The sequence below is a fragment of the Gordonia sp. YC-XJ4 genome (assembly GCF_059511865.1).
Map to the genome: position 1 here is coordinate 5,817,171 of NZ_CM183447.1, position 14,527 is coordinate 5,831,697.

The following is a 14,527-nucleotide window of genomic DNA, read 5'->3' on the forward strand; positions in this document are numbered from 1 at the left end:
ATCACCTACACACCGAGGAATGTTGGGGCCCGAAGATGTTGGCCTCCAGATCGAAAGCCTTCAACGTGAAATTGCACAGGTAGAGCATCATGAATCCGCCGTAGCGTCCGCTCGCATTGATCTTCGCGGCCATCACCGGGAACTGCTCGAGAAACCGCGTGAACTGCTCGGTCTGCGGAATCCACGACGATGTCACGTCGCGCAGACCGGTCAGTGTCGAGGCGAACTGTCCGTCGGCGGCCGTCATCATCTGCGACAGCGACGACAACGCGCGATCGCCGCTGTCGAGCAGCGCGCCGAGCTGCCCGTTGTCGCCGATGATCGTCGACGTCAACTGATTCAAGCCGGTGAACAGTTCGGTCATCTGCGGGCTGCGTTTCTCGACCGTGGTCATCAGCACGTTCATGTTGGTCACCAGCCGGGTGAAGATGACACCGTTCTCCGACAGGTTCTGCCCCATGCTCGCGATCTGTCGCAACAGCAGTTCCACCGAACCGGCCCGACCCTCGAAGGTGTCGACGAATCCGCGGGCGAGTTCGTTGACCTGCTGCGGTTGCAGCGCACTGAACAGCGGCTGGAACCCGTTCATCAGTGCGGTCAGGTTGATCGGCGGAGTCGTTGCGGTGAGCGGGATCTCGTTGCCGGTGCGGGCCGGCTGATCGTCGCCGGCCGCGGTCAGCGCGATGTAGCGGGCGCCGAGCATGTCGCCGTAACGCACTGCGGCGTGGACGCGTTCGGGGATGACCTTGTCCTTTTCGACCTGCACGGTCACCGACGCCTGCGCGGTCCCGTTCGCTCCCGGCACCAGCGCGATCGAATCGACCCGACCGATGCGCACGCCGGCCATCTTGACCGGGTTGCCGGTGACGAGACCTTCCGCGTCGGCGAAGTGGATGACGTAGTCGTCGGTCGGCCCACCCACCGGCACCCGCAGTGTGTTCACGACGAGAACCGCGGCCACGATCCCGATGATCACGAACGAGACCGCCTTGATCAGGGTCCATGGGGACAGGGTGGTCATGACGGGCTCACCTGCGCTCCGCGGACCATCGGCCCGAGCATGACCACGGTCGCCGGATTCGGCTGTCCCCCGGCCTCATCGGCCGACGACCCGACGCCCACCATGCCCTCGAGCCGGCGCAGGGCGGGACGTTCGCCGGTACCGTCGATGGTCACGTCACCGGAGAACGCCGACGGTGTGGCGGTCGGGGCGGTCGGGGTGCGCACCGGCGGGTTGAGCACGGTGCCGTTCGGCTGACCGGGCGCGCGCACCGGACCGACGCCGATCTCGGCCCCTGTTCCGGTGCACTGTGATCCGCGCATGGTGCCGTAGGTTGGGCAGTCCGCCGCGGTGTACGGCATCGGTTGGGAGAAGGTGGGCACGGCGGTGATGTTGAACTTTCCGGTGGAGAACACCTGCGCTCCGGCGATGGCGAACTTGTCGGCCTCCGACAGGGTGCGAGAGAGCCCGTTCGGGTTGTCGGCGACGGTGGACAGGATCGTCGACGTCGAGGTCAGCACGGTGATCAGGTTCTGGCGTTGTGCGGCGACGAACGGCCCCGCCGTTCCCAGATAGCCTGCGGCCGAAGCGAAGAACGACGCCAGACTCTGCGAGTGCTCGAGGATGCCCTCGGAGATGTGGGTGACCGAGGCGAGGGTTTCGGTGATCGCCGGCGTGGCGCGCTTGAGGGATTCGACGACGCGCCGGAATTGCGGTGTGGCGTCGATGAACTCATCGACCGCCGATTCGAGTTGCTGCGACGCGGTGGCCCACTGGTCGATCATCAGACCCAGGTCGGTGCCGCGACCCCCGATGGCCTTGTTCACCGCCGCCAAGGCAACGGTCATCTTGTCCGGCTGTACCTCGGCGATGAGGTCACTCATCTTGGTGAAGATGTCGTAGAGGTTGATCGCGTCGGGACCCGAATCCACGGTGATCTCGTCGCCGTCGGATAGCGAATGCGCACTGTGTTCGAGCTGCGGGGCGGGGACGAGCTGAACATAGATGTCGCCGAAGAACGTTCGCGGCAGCACACGCATCATCACGTTCGACGGGATCGACCCGATCACCGAATCCTCGATCGTCAGGTTCACCTCGGAGGACTGGGTGCCCGCATCGATCGACGAGATCTCGCCGACCTTGACGCCGTGATATCGCACCGGCGCACCGGTGGTGATCAACCCGGCCTGAACCGGGACCTGGGCGTGGATGACGGGGTCGGAGTTGGTCAGATGCGTACTGCGGGCGACCATCCAGAATGCGAAGGCGCCGACCAGGATCATCGCGATGACCGCACGCACGATGTATCCGCCGCGAGACACCGGATTGCCCGGCAGCATGACCGTCACGTCAGATCCCCATTCCCGGGATCTGGGGCACCAGCCCCCACAGCCCGAATGTGAAGATGACGTCGAAGATGCCGATGGCCAGAATCGAGGTTCGCAGGGCGCGTCCGGCCGCCTGCCCGACGCCTTCGGGACCGCCGCTGGCGAAATATCCGTAGGAACAGTGCACGAGCGTGACGATCGCAGCGAAGACCACCGCCTTGATCGCCGAGTAGAGCAGATCGGCGGGCGTCAGTGCCAGGTGGAAGAAGTAGTCGTAGGTACCCGACGATTCGCCGTTGTACCAGACCACCACCAGTCGGGTCGCGATGTAACTGGCGAGCAGACCGATCATGTAAATCGGCAGGATGCAGACCATCGCCGCGATCATGCGGGTGGTCGCGAGGAACGGGATCGAGCGGATCGCCATCACGTCGAGCGCGGCGATCTCGTCGGAGATCCGCATGGCACCGACCTGCGCGGTGAAGCCGGTGCCCACCTTGGCGGCGAGCGCGATGGCGACGACGACCGGAGCGAGCTCGCGGGTGTTGGCGATCGCCGAGAGCATGCCCGACAAGGTGGTCATGCCGACGAGTTGCAGTCCGCGATAGGTTTCGACGCCCAGCATCATGGCCGCGGCCAGCGACATCGCCAGGACGATGCCCATCGTCCCACCGCCGGACAGCAGCGACTTACCGCCGAAGGTCACCTCGGCGATCTGGTTGAGTACATGCTTGCGGTAGTGCACGAGTGTGTAGGGCACCGCAGCGATCGCGCGCAGGATGAAGGTGACGTACTCGCCGAGCCGGACGAAGCCGTCGACGAATGCGGAGAGGCGGCGCGTCGAGCGCACCCGGATGCGGTAACCGATGTCTGCGCTGACCATCTAGTACGACCCCACAGCCGGCACCATCACCGAATAGAGCTGTGACAGAACGGTGTTGAAGATGAACACCAGAGCGAAGGCGATCACCACCGCCTCGTTGACGGCATCGGCGACTCCCCGTGGACCGCCGCGAGCATGTAATCCCTTGAAGCAGGCCACGATCGTCGACAGCAGCGCGAACACCGCCGCCTTCACCAGTGCCATCACGAAGTCCGAGGTGCGCCCGTACTGGCTGAATGTCGCCATGAACGCGCCGGCCGGAAGATGTTGCACGTAGACGTGATAGAGGTAGCAAGCCCCGACGCCGGTCACGGTGATCAGCGAGCACAGGACCAGCGACACGATGATCCCCGCAGCGATACGCGGGGCCACGAGCCGCTCGATCACGTTGAGGCCCATCACCTCCATGGCATCGACTTCTTCGCGGATCTTGCGGGAGCCCAGGTCGGTGCAGATCGCGGAGCCAGCGACGCCGGCCATCATCAGCGCGCTGACGAGCGCCGAGGCCTGTCCGACGATGATGAAGGCGACGACGGCGCCCGAATAGCCGCCGGCGCCGATGCGGCCGGCGAGTTCGCCGACCGACACCGCGATGAACACGCCGACCGGGATCATCAGCAGCAACGACGGACCGGTACTGACCCGGCCGATGAAGACCGTCTGATTCACCGTTTCGGTGATCGAGAGACGGAACCGGAAGATGGCGACCACGAGCGAACCGATCGCCTGTAGCGCAAATCCCAAAGTGTGTCCGGCCTCATTGGCCAGATCACGTAGCGGCCCCTTGGATGCGGGCAGCTCGAACGCCATACGACCCCCAGGTGTGGCATGTGATCGAGATCTCAACTGTCGATCGACACGCTAACATACTTCATATATGAAATGTGAAACACGAAGACTTTGCGCCGAATGGAGCTCGCCGACATGAGATCGATACCTGTCCGAATCGCCGTGACCACGGCGTTTGTTGTCATCACCGGTGCCGTGGGCGGTGTCATGGATATCGGGCCGGCATCGGCCGCGGTGGTCCCCACGCTCGCGGTCACCACCGCGGGCAGCGCCGACTGGACGATCACCTATGACACCGGAGCCGGCCCGCACACCGACGGTCGCTGCACCGTCGTTGTCGATTCGCGCACTCTCGTGCGCGACGGCACCGAACGCACGCTGACCTTGCCGGGCTCCGCTGTCCGACCCGGCCGGCATCCCGTCCGCGTGCGATGCGGCGCCGCCACCAGCCCGACCCTGTGGATCTACGCGCCCCGCGGCCAGCTCAACGACATCGGCACCTGGGCCTCCAACACCACCGCCGGCGTCCTGGGAATCTGAACGTCTCCTGTAGGCCGATGGTCGAACCAGCCTCGGCTGACGGCGGTCTCGAGGGTCGGCGCCAGGGGCGCCTCCCACCTCGACCATCGGGTGGGGGCCTTTCATCGATGGTCGAGGTGCGAGGCGCGTGCGCCGAGCCTCGAGACCACCTGCCACGGTGCTGGTTTGACAACCACCTCACCGGCATAATCGACACGATGAACTCCTCGTCGCGTGTCGCCGTGGTCGGCACCCTCAATCTCGACCAGGTGGTGCACGTCGAGCGTCTACCCGCCGACGGTGAGACGGTCCTCGGGCTGTCCCAGACGGAGCGGCCGGGCGGCAAGGGCGCCAATCAGGCCGCGGCAGCGGCAGCGATCACCTCGACGTCGCTGATCGCCGCGGTCGGCGACGACGCGGCGGGCACCACGATGCTCGAATATCAACGTGCTCAGGGTGTCGACGTCGAGCACGTTCGTCGCGTCACCGGCCTCAGCGGACGGGCGGTCATCGAGGTCGACGCCGACGGCACCAACCGGATCATCGTGCTCTCCGGTGCGAATGCCGAGCTGACCCCCGATCACGTCACGGCATCCTTGGACGCACTGGACCCCGAAGTGGTTCTCACACAGCTGGAGTCGCCCCGCGAGGTCACCGACGCCGCTGCACGGTGGTGCCGAGCCCATCTGAGGCGCTTCGTCCTCAATCCCAGTCCCGTCGCGGCACTGGATGATTCGATACTGGCACTGGCCGACCCGCTGGTCGTCAACGAGATCGAGGCCGCCTACTACGGCACAGCCGACGATCTCGAGTTGCTGGCGCAACGGCTTCGGTCACGCTGCACGTCGGCGGTCATCACCCTGGGCGCCGAGGGGGTGCTCGTCGTCGACGACGGTCGCGTCACCCGCATCAACGTGCGCGGAGTCACCGCCGTCGACACCACCGGCGCCGGCGACGTCTTCGCCGGAACCCTGGTCGCACACCTCGCCGCCGGCATCGAACTTCCCGAGGCTGCGTCGCTCGCCGCGGACACCGCAACCGATTTCGTGTCCCGGCCACGCACCTGACGACCCCGCGATCGATCCCCTCAGTCCGCGGCACCCAGCCGATCCTCGGGCCGAAACGGCTCGGCAACCGTCCCGGCGACCACCGACTCGGCGAGCGCCTCGCCGAGGACCGGTGCGTGTTTGAAGAGATTGTGTCCGGCAATCACGTAGGCGTTGCCCGACTTCCAGATCGCCACCCCGTCGTCACCCCAGGGCAGACGCGTGACCCAGCAGTGCACGATGCCGATCGGTTCGTGGACAAGCCCGGGAAGTGCTCGGGAGGCGTAGGCGATCGCGTTGTCGGCCGAGCGGGCCAGGGCGTCGACGTCGTCGATGGCTCCGTCATCATGCGCGACAACCGAATCGGAGAGACCGAGCCCGAACGCGGAGCGGTCGGGATAGGCAGCGGCATACACGCCCGACACCCCGAATGCTCCGCTGCCGTCCTGCAGTGTCGGCAGCCGGTCGGGAACCTCGCGCAGGGCGAACGAAACCCGAACGTGCGCACCGAGTTCGACCGGTATCGCCACCGAGAGCGCACGGGCCAGGGCAGCGGTGCCGCGTCCGGCTGCCACCACCGCCGCGCCGTGCGTGGATAGCGTTGTCGGGGTGCGTATCTCGACTCCGTTGGAGCGGTCGCGCACGGTGATCGCCTGCTCGGCGATCAGCCCGGCCCCGGTCGTTGCCTCTCGTGCCTCGTCCGCCAGACGCGCAATCGCCGTTCGGGTGTCGATCGACCCGCCATTCGGGTCGAATACCGCTCCGCCGTCGTAGTGGCCGAGTATCGGTAGCAGCGAGGCCAGTTCGTCACGGTCGACGAGTCGCGCCCCTATGTCTGGGTGATCTTCGAGGAGGGCCAGCCGTCGCACGGCGGTCGGTCCGAGTGCGAGCGCGCCGTCGTCGCTGACGAGTCGCACACCGAAGGTGTCCTCCCAGTCGCGCCACTGCCGTCGTGCCCGGACCGCGAGTGCCACCATCCGCGGATCGTCGTGCGCGTGCCGGAAGATTCGCGATACTCCGGCCGACTGTCCCGAACCGGGCGTTCCCGACTCGAAGACCGTCACCGAGTACCCACGGGAACGTACCGCGTGTGCCGCCGACAGTCCGACGATGCCCGCGCCGATGACGGCGACGTCCGAGGTGGTGGTCATGTGCCCGACAGTACAAGCGCACGGCTTCTGACACGACAGGGTTTGGACGCGACTGCTCTGGGGTAACCGGGACAGCCGGGGGAGAGAACAGACGCGAAAGGAGCAGCACCATGGCTGAAGAACTCAAGGGAATCACCGTCGCATTTCTCGTCGCACCCGAGGGCATCGAGCAGGTCGAGCTCACCGAGCCGTGGCGGGCGGTCGAAGAGGTCGGCGGCACGCCGAGATTGGTGTCCACCGACAGCGGCACCGTGCAGGCGTTCGAGCATCTCGACAAGGCCGACACCTTCCACGTCGACGCCACCACCGACACCGTCACCCCCGACGACTTCGACGCGCTCGTGTTGCCGGGTGGGGTGGCCAACCCGGACTATCTGCGCACGGTCGAGTCCGCGGTCGACTTCATCAAGGGCTTCTTCGACGCGGGCAAGCCGGTCGCCGCGATCTGCCACGCACCGTGGACCCTCGTCGAAGCCGATGTGGTCCGGGGTCGCTCGATCACCTCGTGGCCGAGTGTGAAGACCGACATCGCCAATGCCGGCGGCAACTGGGTGGACGAAGAGGTGGTGGTGGATCGCAACGGGACCAACACCCTCATCACCAGCCGCAAACCGGACGATCTGGCCGCCTTCAACTCCGCACTCGTCGTGGAGTTCGGCCGCAGAACTGCCGACGCCTGAGGACCGCCGACGCCTGAGTAGCGCCCCCGGCGTCGCGTATATCGATTCGCAGACGCCGGGGAACACCATGCTGTCCGATTCGGTCCGGACTGCGATTGAATAGGCATCAGTGTTGTCGCGTCGGGCGATGACCCCGGCGGAGGACCGCGACGATGTCACCGGACACCAGCACGAGTCAGAGTCCTACCCGCACCCTGCGCGTGGCGCTCGCCATGCGTGGCGGAGTGAGCATGGCGGTATGGATCGGCGGGGTGATCGCGGAGCTCGATCTGTTGCGGCGGGCCAACGACGACACCTCTGACACCTCGGGCCGTGCCGAGATCTATCGTCAGTTGCTCGGCGAAGCCAAGTACGAAGCCGTCGAGTTCGACATCCTCGCCGGAGCCAGCGCGGGTGGACTCAACGCCGTGCTCTTCGCACTCGCGCAGAGCTACGGGGTGGTCACCGACTCGATCGTGCGCAGCACGTGGGAAAACGACGGTGGTCTCTGGGATCTGCTGCGCAGCCCGTCCGACAACGCCGCAGCGGATCGCTGGTCGGGATTTCGCGCCGTCGACTCCGTGCTGTCCGGCGACGGGCGATTCCTGACTCTGGCCGTCACAGCGGTGAACAGGATCGCCGCCGCTCCGAGACTGTCGAAACGGCAGCCGCCGCAAGCACTGAGCGTTGAACTCGCCGCCACCCTGCTCCCCGACCCGGACAAGCAGGTGACCACCGCCCGCGGCGGTTTCTCCTTCACCCGCCGGCCCGGTGGCCTCGGCTCGCAGTACTCGACCATTCCCGGATTGGGCGACGACGAGTCCGCCGCCGAGGTCGCTCGGCAGGCCATGGCACTGGCGATCCGATCGACATCGTCGTTTCCGGGCGCCTTCGAACCGGCGACGGTGTATTCGATCGACTCACCCGAGCAGATCGCGCCGAACAGCGGCGGAAAACCCAACATGGACAGAGTGTTTCCGTTCGCTCGCGCTGCCACGGGTGACGACACGGCAGGCAGCAACACGGTGTCCGGGGAGGCACCTTTTCTCGTCATCGACGGTGGGGTCTTCGACAACATCCCGATCGACCGTGCGATCCGCGCCATCCAACGCGCGCCCGCGTCCGCGCCCACCGAGCGTGTGCTGATGTACCTCGACCCACAACCGCCCGCGCAACCCGAACCCATCCCGATGCCGGCGACGGACAATGCGCAGCGACGAGTGCTCGCCAAGCAAACCGCCCAATTGTCGCGCTGGCTCAACGTCATTCGCTCCGGCATGTCGATGAAGAGTCGACAGGAGTCGGCCGAGGACGAGATCACCTACATCCGCGAACACAACGACAGCGTGCTCGCGCTGCGCGGGCGCACCGAGGAACTCGCCGCGTGGTTGGGAACCACCAAGGGTCCTCTGCCGAGCATTCCGGTGAGCCGCTACATCCAGTCCCGGATCGGTTCCGACGCACAGCATTACAGCGAGATCCTCACCGCACCACACACAATGCTGTTCACCCCGCCGTTCCCGGCCGAGCCACGCACACCCATCGAACCACTGCTCAGCCTGCGCATCAAAGACGCACTCGCCCAGGCTTACACGAGGGTCACCCCGGGCTCGACCGCGGCTGGCTCCGACTCGCAGGCCGAGTCGGTGATGACCCGTGGGGACGTCACCGCCGCCATCGACGCGACACAATTCCTGATTGCCTGGGCACGTGCGCTCGAGGGTGCCGGGAAGGACGCGGCGAGCGCGCTCAAGCCCTCGCTGTATCGCTGCGGCGCCGTGCTCCTACAAGCCCGCCATCTCACCGTCGACACCGAGCTGGCGTCGGTGGCCGCGACCCCGGAGCAGTGGACCGATGCACTCGTCGACGGTATCGCCGCGCAGCACGCGCTGACCATCAGTGCTGATGTCAACAGTGCACTGGCCCAGGGCAACAGCGTCGACGACGCCACCTTCTACAGCGCCCTGTCACCGTCGACCGAGGCGAGCGGAGTCGGGCTCACCTCCGACGGTGGGACCGCGTCGCTCCTCACCACACTCTGGGGCCACCTCCACGCGCATCTGGCAGCCCTCGTGACAGCCTCTGCGCGCGCCAACGAGGAGTTCTGGAATGAGTCCTTGTATCACGCTCTGGCTCAGAGGCTTCCCGCGGAGACCACATACACCGCGTACGAGATCGTGCGCCTCATCGCGGTGTCGGGCGGACCCGACACCCAGTCGGTCATCCGCTACCACCAGATCACCGGCGACGAGCCTCCCGTCACCATCGGACCCGACTACCTCAAAGCCCTTCGCGCCGACGCCGTGGCCACCCAGTTGGAGGCATGGCTCAAGCACGACACCGCGATCGACGCCATCGATCCGCAACAGTTGTCCGAGTGGATGACCAAGATCGATGGTCTCCAACGCGCCGAGGACAAACTCTGCGGCACTCCCCTGGCCCGCTTCGCCGGCTTTCTCGACTGGCGGTGGCGTGCGAGCGACTGGCGATGGGGCCGAGTCAATGCCGCGTCGGGCATCGTCGACCTCCTCCTGCCGGACGATCCGCGTGCCGACGCCGAGCAGAAGACGCGGCAGGACGCGCGGCGGCACGACTACAAGGAGAGACTTCAGAGCGATATCGTCACCGAAGACCCCGACGCCCAAGCGATTCCCGCGCGGGGCCTCGGCGCCATCACCGACCTCCCGTCGTCGTATCGTGTGGGTCTCGTGTCGCGCGCGTCCGGTCTGGTGATCCGGGCGTTGCAGCCGGCGTCGATCTTTCCGAGCCCAGTCAAGAAGTCCGTCGTGATCCTCGGTGTCGCACTGTTGCGCGTCATCCCGGTCCTGTTGGGGTTGATCGTCGACCCGCTGCGCCTGCTGATCGCGCTGGCGGCGACTCTCCTGACGTCCTTTCTCCTGCCGGGCGATTCCGAGACGGGCCCGGTGCTCTGGTACACCGTCTCCGCTCTCACCGGCCTCATCGGCCTTCTGTTGGTCGCACGTTCCCTTGCCGCAGAAAGCAAGTGGCGCAAGATGGACGGCCGACTCGAACAAGCCGTCAGCGGCGGCCCACACCAGTCCTGGCTGACCACCCTGCGCTCCGCGGAAGAGAAGACACGAAAGTGGCGTCAGTGGACCGCCGCGGTGGGCGTCGGCTGTATCGCTGCCGCGGTGATCACCGGCGTCCTCACTTGTGAACGCGTGGTGACGCGCTACCAGATCGAGCCGTTGCTCATCGTGTGGGTGCTCGTCGCCGGTGGGGCGATCACGCTCGCCCTCCGTTGCACGAAAGTGCCTCCCGCACTGACATACGACCCACCGGCGGTGCAGGGATTCGGCCGACGTCTGCGGCAGCGGGTTCCCCTGATCGTCGCAGTGGTGTTCATCGTCGCGATCGTCGTCGCCGCGTTCTGGGGTGACGCCACCCCGCCGAGCGCCCCGATCTACACCGCGGTGCTCGCCGCGGCGTGCAGTGCCGTCCTCGTCGCGTGCTCACTGTGGGGGTGGACCTCGGCCGCCCAGGTCTACACCTACGCGGCTCCCGCCGCGATCCTCTCGGGGGCGATCGCCGCAGTCTTCGACGTCTGGGTCATCCCGGATTCGGCGCTGCCCCTGACCGTCCTCGTTCCGGTGATCGTGTGGTGGCTCTACCTCGCGGTGTTCCTGGGCAACGTCACACCACGCACCTCCGAGGAGATGGGCTTGCGCCCAACCGACTAAGCCTGAATCCACCGAACGATCAGCCGCGTAGCAGCGTGTCGAACTGAAGAAAGTGCCCCCTGAACTGGGAAGATTGGAGTTCTCACACAACAAATCCACCAGGTCACGAAAGGCACTTCCGGTGAAAGTGTCCCACAAGTTCATCGACGGCTCCGCCGTGTTCGACGAGGACAACCTCGTCTCGTGCGCCGGACTGGTCCCGGTCATGACACTGGCCGAACACACCCACCTGCCGGACCTGCTCACCGAGAAGGTCTCGATCACCACCACGAAGGTCACCTCCGGGGCCGCGAACCCGGCACCGAAACTGCTCACCCTGATCGCCGGGATGTGCGCCGGCGCCGACAGCATCGACGATATCGACCTGCTGCGCTCGGGCGGCATGCCACACCTGTTCGCAGGCGTCTACGCGCCCTCGACTGTGGGAACGCTGCTGCGCGAGTTCAGCTTCGGTCATGCACGTCAGCTCGAATCCGTGCTCCGCGAACACCTGATCGCACTCGCCGCCCGGGTCGAGATCCTGCCCGGTCTGGCCGAGCAGGCGTTCATCGACATCGACTCGCTGCTGCGCCCGGTCTACGGCCACGCCAAACAAGGCGCGAGCTACGGACACACGAAAATCGCCGGCAAACAGATCCTGCGCAAAGGCCTGTCCCCGCTGGCCACGACCATCAGCACCGCCGACTCCGCGCCGATCATCACCGGCATGCGACTGCGGGCCGGGAAGGCCGGCTCGGGTAAAGGTGCAGGTCGGATGGTTACTCAGGCCATCGTCACCGCCCGCCAGGCCGGCGCGACCGGGACCATCGTGGTCCGTGGGGACTCTGCGTACGGCACCCGCGCGGTCATCTCCGCGTGTCTGCGCGCGAAAGTGTGTTTCTCGCTCGTCCTGGCCAAGAACACCGCCGTCCAACGCGCGATCGACTCGATTCCCGACGAGGCGTGGACCGCGGTGAAATATCCCGGTGCCGTGCGTGACCCGGACACCGGTGCCTGGATCTCCGATGCCGAGGTCGCCGAAACCACTTACACCGCTTTCGCTGCCACCAGGACTCCGGTCACCGCCCGGTTGATCGTGCGCCGCGTCAAAGACGCCCGCTTCCCCGACGCGTTGTTTCCGGTGTGGCGATATCACCCGTTTTTCACCAACACCAGCGCCCACACCGTCGATGCTGATGTCACCCATCGCCGGCACGCGATCATCGAAACCGTCTTCGCCGACCTCATCGACGGGCCCCTGGCGCACATGCCGTCGGGGAGGTTCGGGGCGAATTCGGCATGGGTGCTCTGCGCGGCGATCGCCCACAATCTGCTGCGCGCGACCGGTGTTCTTGCAGGTGGCGGGCATTCGCGCGCCCGTGGGGCGACGCTACGCCGCAAGATCGTCAACCTTCCCGCCCGATTGTGTCGACCGCAACGAAGACCGATCTTGCGACTGCCCACGCACTGGCCCTGGTCGGCTGCCTGGCTTCGACTGTGGGCCAACACCATCGGCCACAGTCCGCCCTCGACCACCTGAACACTGACCGACCCGCCGAGACGGCACGACCGGAGCCGCACCGTGGAAAAGCTGGGCAAACCAGCGGTTACTTCACGCCCTGAGCCCGCACTCGTCTGGAATCCAGATCCGGATCGACCTTCAAGGACTCATCGGTGGATTCAGGCTTAGCCTCGATCCACCGATCGGCTTTTTGATGTCTCGTGAAATGTGTTGTGTATGTTCGGGGTGGCGGTGGGCGTGGGTGAGTCGCCGATCTCTGGTGTCGGCGTGTTTCACTGGGTTTCGTGTCGGGGCCGGTTCTGGCCGGTGGTTAGGGGTCAGGCTGAGTGTTGTCGTTTGATCGTGTTGTTGAACAACAGGTTCCACTCGCGTTCCCACGGCCATCGGGCGGGTAGATGCATCGTGATGCGCCGCGCTGAGGACGCGATTCGAGCGGGTATGCAGATCAGGGTGCGTCGGATGGTGGAGGTAGTCGCCTTCGCCAGACGCTGTCCACCGAGACAGGCGGCGGCGCGGGTCAGGTTGAACGCGATGACCGCACACACCAGCCAGGCGGCGTTCGCGCAGAACTTTCCCGAGGGCAGATGCGCCAATGCGGAGGCTTTGAGGTCGGCGTGGACTTGCTCGATGATCGCATGACCGCGGTGAGTCTTGTCGGCGGTCACGGTGTCCAGGTCGCTGGTGGTGAAGAACGCATGAAACCGCCACACGTCGAACAAGCCGTCTCCCTCGGCTGCGAAGTCAGGGATACGGCGCACCACCAGCCGTCCGGATACCTGCAGGCGCTTGGCTTTGGAGGTGAACGCGGTGAACGGTACTTCGGCGACCTCGGCCCGCGAGACCCACTGGCCGCTGTCTTCGTCGAAGACGGCGTCGGTGTACTCGATCGGCGTCCATGCATCTGCCGGTATCTCGCTGATCGCTGCTCGGACGTGGGAATCCTGACGCACGGTGACCGACACCTGCGCACCGGCCCGCAGCGCGGTGGTGATCGCGCGATGGCCGTAGAACGCTGAATCCGCTCGCAGCAGTATCGGTCCCGACGCATCGGACGACCGTAGCCGCCGCACGGTGGCCAGGGTGTCGGCGATCAACCGATGCGCCCCGCGCGCGGAGTTACACGCCCCTGTGCGCAGGCGTTGAGCGGCGATCACCGGCGCACCGTCACCACAGGTGAGGGTGGTGATCGCCGAGTTCAGCCCACGCACTCGGGTGTAGCCGAACCCGGCGCCCTGCTTGGCCGGGCCGTGGACCTCGATGATCGAGTCGTCGATATCGATCATCACCGGCCCGTCGACACCGCCAGCACCGGAGTATGGCGAGCCAGTCCCGCCAACAGCCGGGTGGCGATCGCGTCGGCTTGGCGGACATGCCCGAACCGGAACTCGCGAAGAAACGATCCCAACGTCGACGGGGCGTAAGGATGGTCGAACACCTTGCCCATCGCGCCGTGTCGCAACACGGCCATGTCGTCGATGCTGTCGGCGCCCGCCACCATCCCCGCCACCAGGGAAAACATTTTCCGATCCGGATGGGCGCCCTTGTCGGTGGGCACGCTCAGATGCTCGCGGGCCAACTCCGACAGGCTGGCGCGTTCGGCCAGCGCCATCACCGGCACCACCCCCGCAGCGGCGAGGAGATTCGGATCGTCACAGGATGCAGACCGGACCGGGTGAGTGTGAGACAATCGCATCTACGACATGCCCTCCTGTGTGTGTGGATGGAACCCTAGAGAAGTCCCATTCTGTCACTCAGACAGGGCATTTCGTTTATCCCTCACCGACCGATCACAAGCAAATCGGTGGATCGAGGCTAAGTGCCTCCGCGCGGAGTGGCGGTTAGGCCGAGCCAATCGATGGGGAGGCCTCGGCAAGTCTCGTCCGCTAGAACGGTTGGTTAGGCCTACCTGTCCAGAAGTTCACTTTGTCAAGCACGATGTGGGTTCTCCAC

General features: G+C 65.9%; 10 protein-coding genes and 1 pseudogene. 5 read left to right on the forward strand and 6 right to left on the reverse strand.

The window, feature by feature from the left end:
- Nucleotide 1: 1 nt before the first annotated feature.
- The 4 genes from AC5ZH6_RS26125 to AC5ZH6_RS26140 are packed head-to-tail and all read right to left on the reverse strand — an operon-like array spanning nucleotide 2 to nucleotide 4,021.
- Nucleotides 2–1,021, reverse strand: coding sequence for an MlaD family protein (locus AC5ZH6_RS26125; protein ID WP_094601354.1), 1,020 nt, complete (start codon nucleotides 1,019–1,021; stop codon nucleotides 2–4).
- A complete protein-coding gene (locus tag AC5ZH6_RS26130; RefSeq protein ID WP_288336189.1) occupies nucleotides 1,018–2,349 on the reverse strand; it encodes an MCE family protein in 1,332 nt (443 codons plus the stop codon). The genes AC5ZH6_RS26125 and AC5ZH6_RS26130 overlap by 4 nt, the downstream gene beginning before the upstream one ends.
- 1 nt (nucleotide 2,350) lies before the next feature.
- Nucleotides 2,351–3,211 (reverse strand): MlaE family ABC transporter permease, encoded by an 861-nt coding sequence (locus AC5ZH6_RS26135; RefSeq protein ID WP_006371734.1) that lies wholly within the window; start codon nucleotides 3,209–3,211, stop codon nucleotides 2,351–2,353.
- The gene (locus AC5ZH6_RS26140) at nucleotides 3,212–4,021 is read right to left on the reverse strand and encodes an MlaE family ABC transporter permease (RefSeq protein WP_006371735.1); all 810 of its coding nucleotides are present in this window, start codon (nucleotides 4,019–4,021) and stop codon (nucleotides 3,212–3,214) included.
- 114 nt (nucleotides 4,022–4,135) lie between these two features.
- Between AC5ZH6_RS26140 and AC5ZH6_RS26145 the strand changes: the two genes are divergently transcribed.
- Nucleotides 4,136–4,540 carry a hypothetical protein gene (locus tag AC5ZH6_RS26145; protein WP_094602117.1) on the forward strand — a complete coding sequence of 135 codons (405 nt, stop codon included), beginning with the start codon at nucleotides 4,136–4,138 and terminating at the stop codon, nucleotides 4,538–4,540.
- A 197-nt stretch (nucleotides 4,541–4,737) separates the two neighbouring features.
- A complete protein-coding gene (locus AC5ZH6_RS26150; RefSeq protein WP_094601356.1) occupies nucleotides 4,738–5,586 on the forward strand; it encodes a ribokinase in 849 nt (282 codons plus the stop codon).
- A 20-nt stretch (nucleotides 5,587–5,606) separates the two neighbouring features.
- Here the strand turns inward: AC5ZH6_RS26150 and AC5ZH6_RS26155 are convergent, their stop codons facing one another.
- Nucleotides 5,607–6,716, reverse strand: coding sequence for an NAD(P)/FAD-dependent oxidoreductase (locus AC5ZH6_RS26155; protein WP_094601357.1), 1,110 nt, complete (start codon nucleotides 6,714–6,716; stop codon nucleotides 5,607–5,609).
- A 110-nt stretch (nucleotides 6,717–6,826) separates the two neighbouring features.
- On the opposite strand from AC5ZH6_RS26155, the gene AC5ZH6_RS26160 reads away from it, so the two are divergent.
- From AC5ZH6_RS26160 to AC5ZH6_RS26170, 3 genes are all read left to right on the forward strand, one after another.
- A complete protein-coding gene (locus AC5ZH6_RS26160; RefSeq protein WP_288336195.1) occupies nucleotides 6,827–7,396 on the forward strand; it encodes a type 1 glutamine amidotransferase domain-containing protein in 570 nt (189 codons plus the stop codon).
- A 152-nt stretch (nucleotides 7,397–7,548) separates the two neighbouring features.
- Entirely contained in the window at nucleotides 7,549–11,076 is a 3,528-nt protein-coding gene (locus AC5ZH6_RS26165; protein WP_288336197.1) for a DUF3376 domain-containing protein, read from the forward strand.
- 121 nt (nucleotides 11,077–11,197) lie between these two features.
- Nucleotides 11,198–12,595: an IS1380 family transposase gene (locus tag AC5ZH6_RS26170; RefSeq protein ID WP_288338282.1), complete on the forward strand. Its 1,398-nt coding sequence runs from the start codon at nucleotides 11,198–11,200 to the stop codon at nucleotides 12,593–12,595.
- 299 nt (nucleotides 12,596–12,894) lie between these two features.
- Here AC5ZH6_RS26170 and AC5ZH6_RS26175 read toward each other — a convergent pair.
- Nucleotides 12,895–14,270: pseudogene (locus AC5ZH6_RS26175) on the reverse strand (IS1380-like element ISGbr1 family transposase).
- Nucleotides 14,271–14,527: the final 257 nt, after the last annotated feature.

What these genes read in the sequence shown, in the direction of transcription:
- AC5ZH6_RS26125 (WP_094601354.1), bottom strand. Translation starts at nt 1,021, where the DNA reads ATGACCACCCTGTCCCCATGGACCCTGATCAAGGCGGTCTCGTTCGTG.
- AC5ZH6_RS26135 (WP_006371734.1), bottom strand. Translation starts at nt 3,211, where the DNA reads ATGGTCAGCGCAGACATCGGTTACCGCATCCGGGTGCGCTCGACGCGC.
- AC5ZH6_RS26140 (WP_006371735.1), bottom strand. Translation starts at nt 4,021, where the DNA reads ATGGCGTTCGAGCTGCCCGCATCCAAGGGGCCGCTACGTGATCTGGCC.
- AC5ZH6_RS26145 (WP_094602117.1), top strand. Translation starts at nt 4,136, where the DNA reads ATGAGATCGATACCTGTCCGAATCGCCGTGACCACGGCGTTTGTTGTC.
- AC5ZH6_RS26150 (WP_094601356.1), top strand. Translation starts at nt 4,738, where the DNA reads ATGAACTCCTCGTCGCGTGTCGCCGTGGTCGGCACCCTCAATCTCGAC.
- AC5ZH6_RS26155 (WP_094601357.1), bottom strand. Translation starts at nt 6,716, where the DNA reads ATGACCACCACCTCGGACGTCGCCGTCATCGGCGCGGGCATCGTCGGA.
- AC5ZH6_RS26160 (WP_288336195.1), top strand. Translation starts at nt 6,827, where the DNA reads ATGGCTGAAGAACTCAAGGGAATCACCGTCGCATTTCTCGTCGCACCC.
- AC5ZH6_RS26165 (WP_288336197.1), top strand. Translation starts at nt 7,549, where the DNA reads ATGTCACCGGACACCAGCACGAGTCAGAGTCCTACCCGCACCCTGCGC.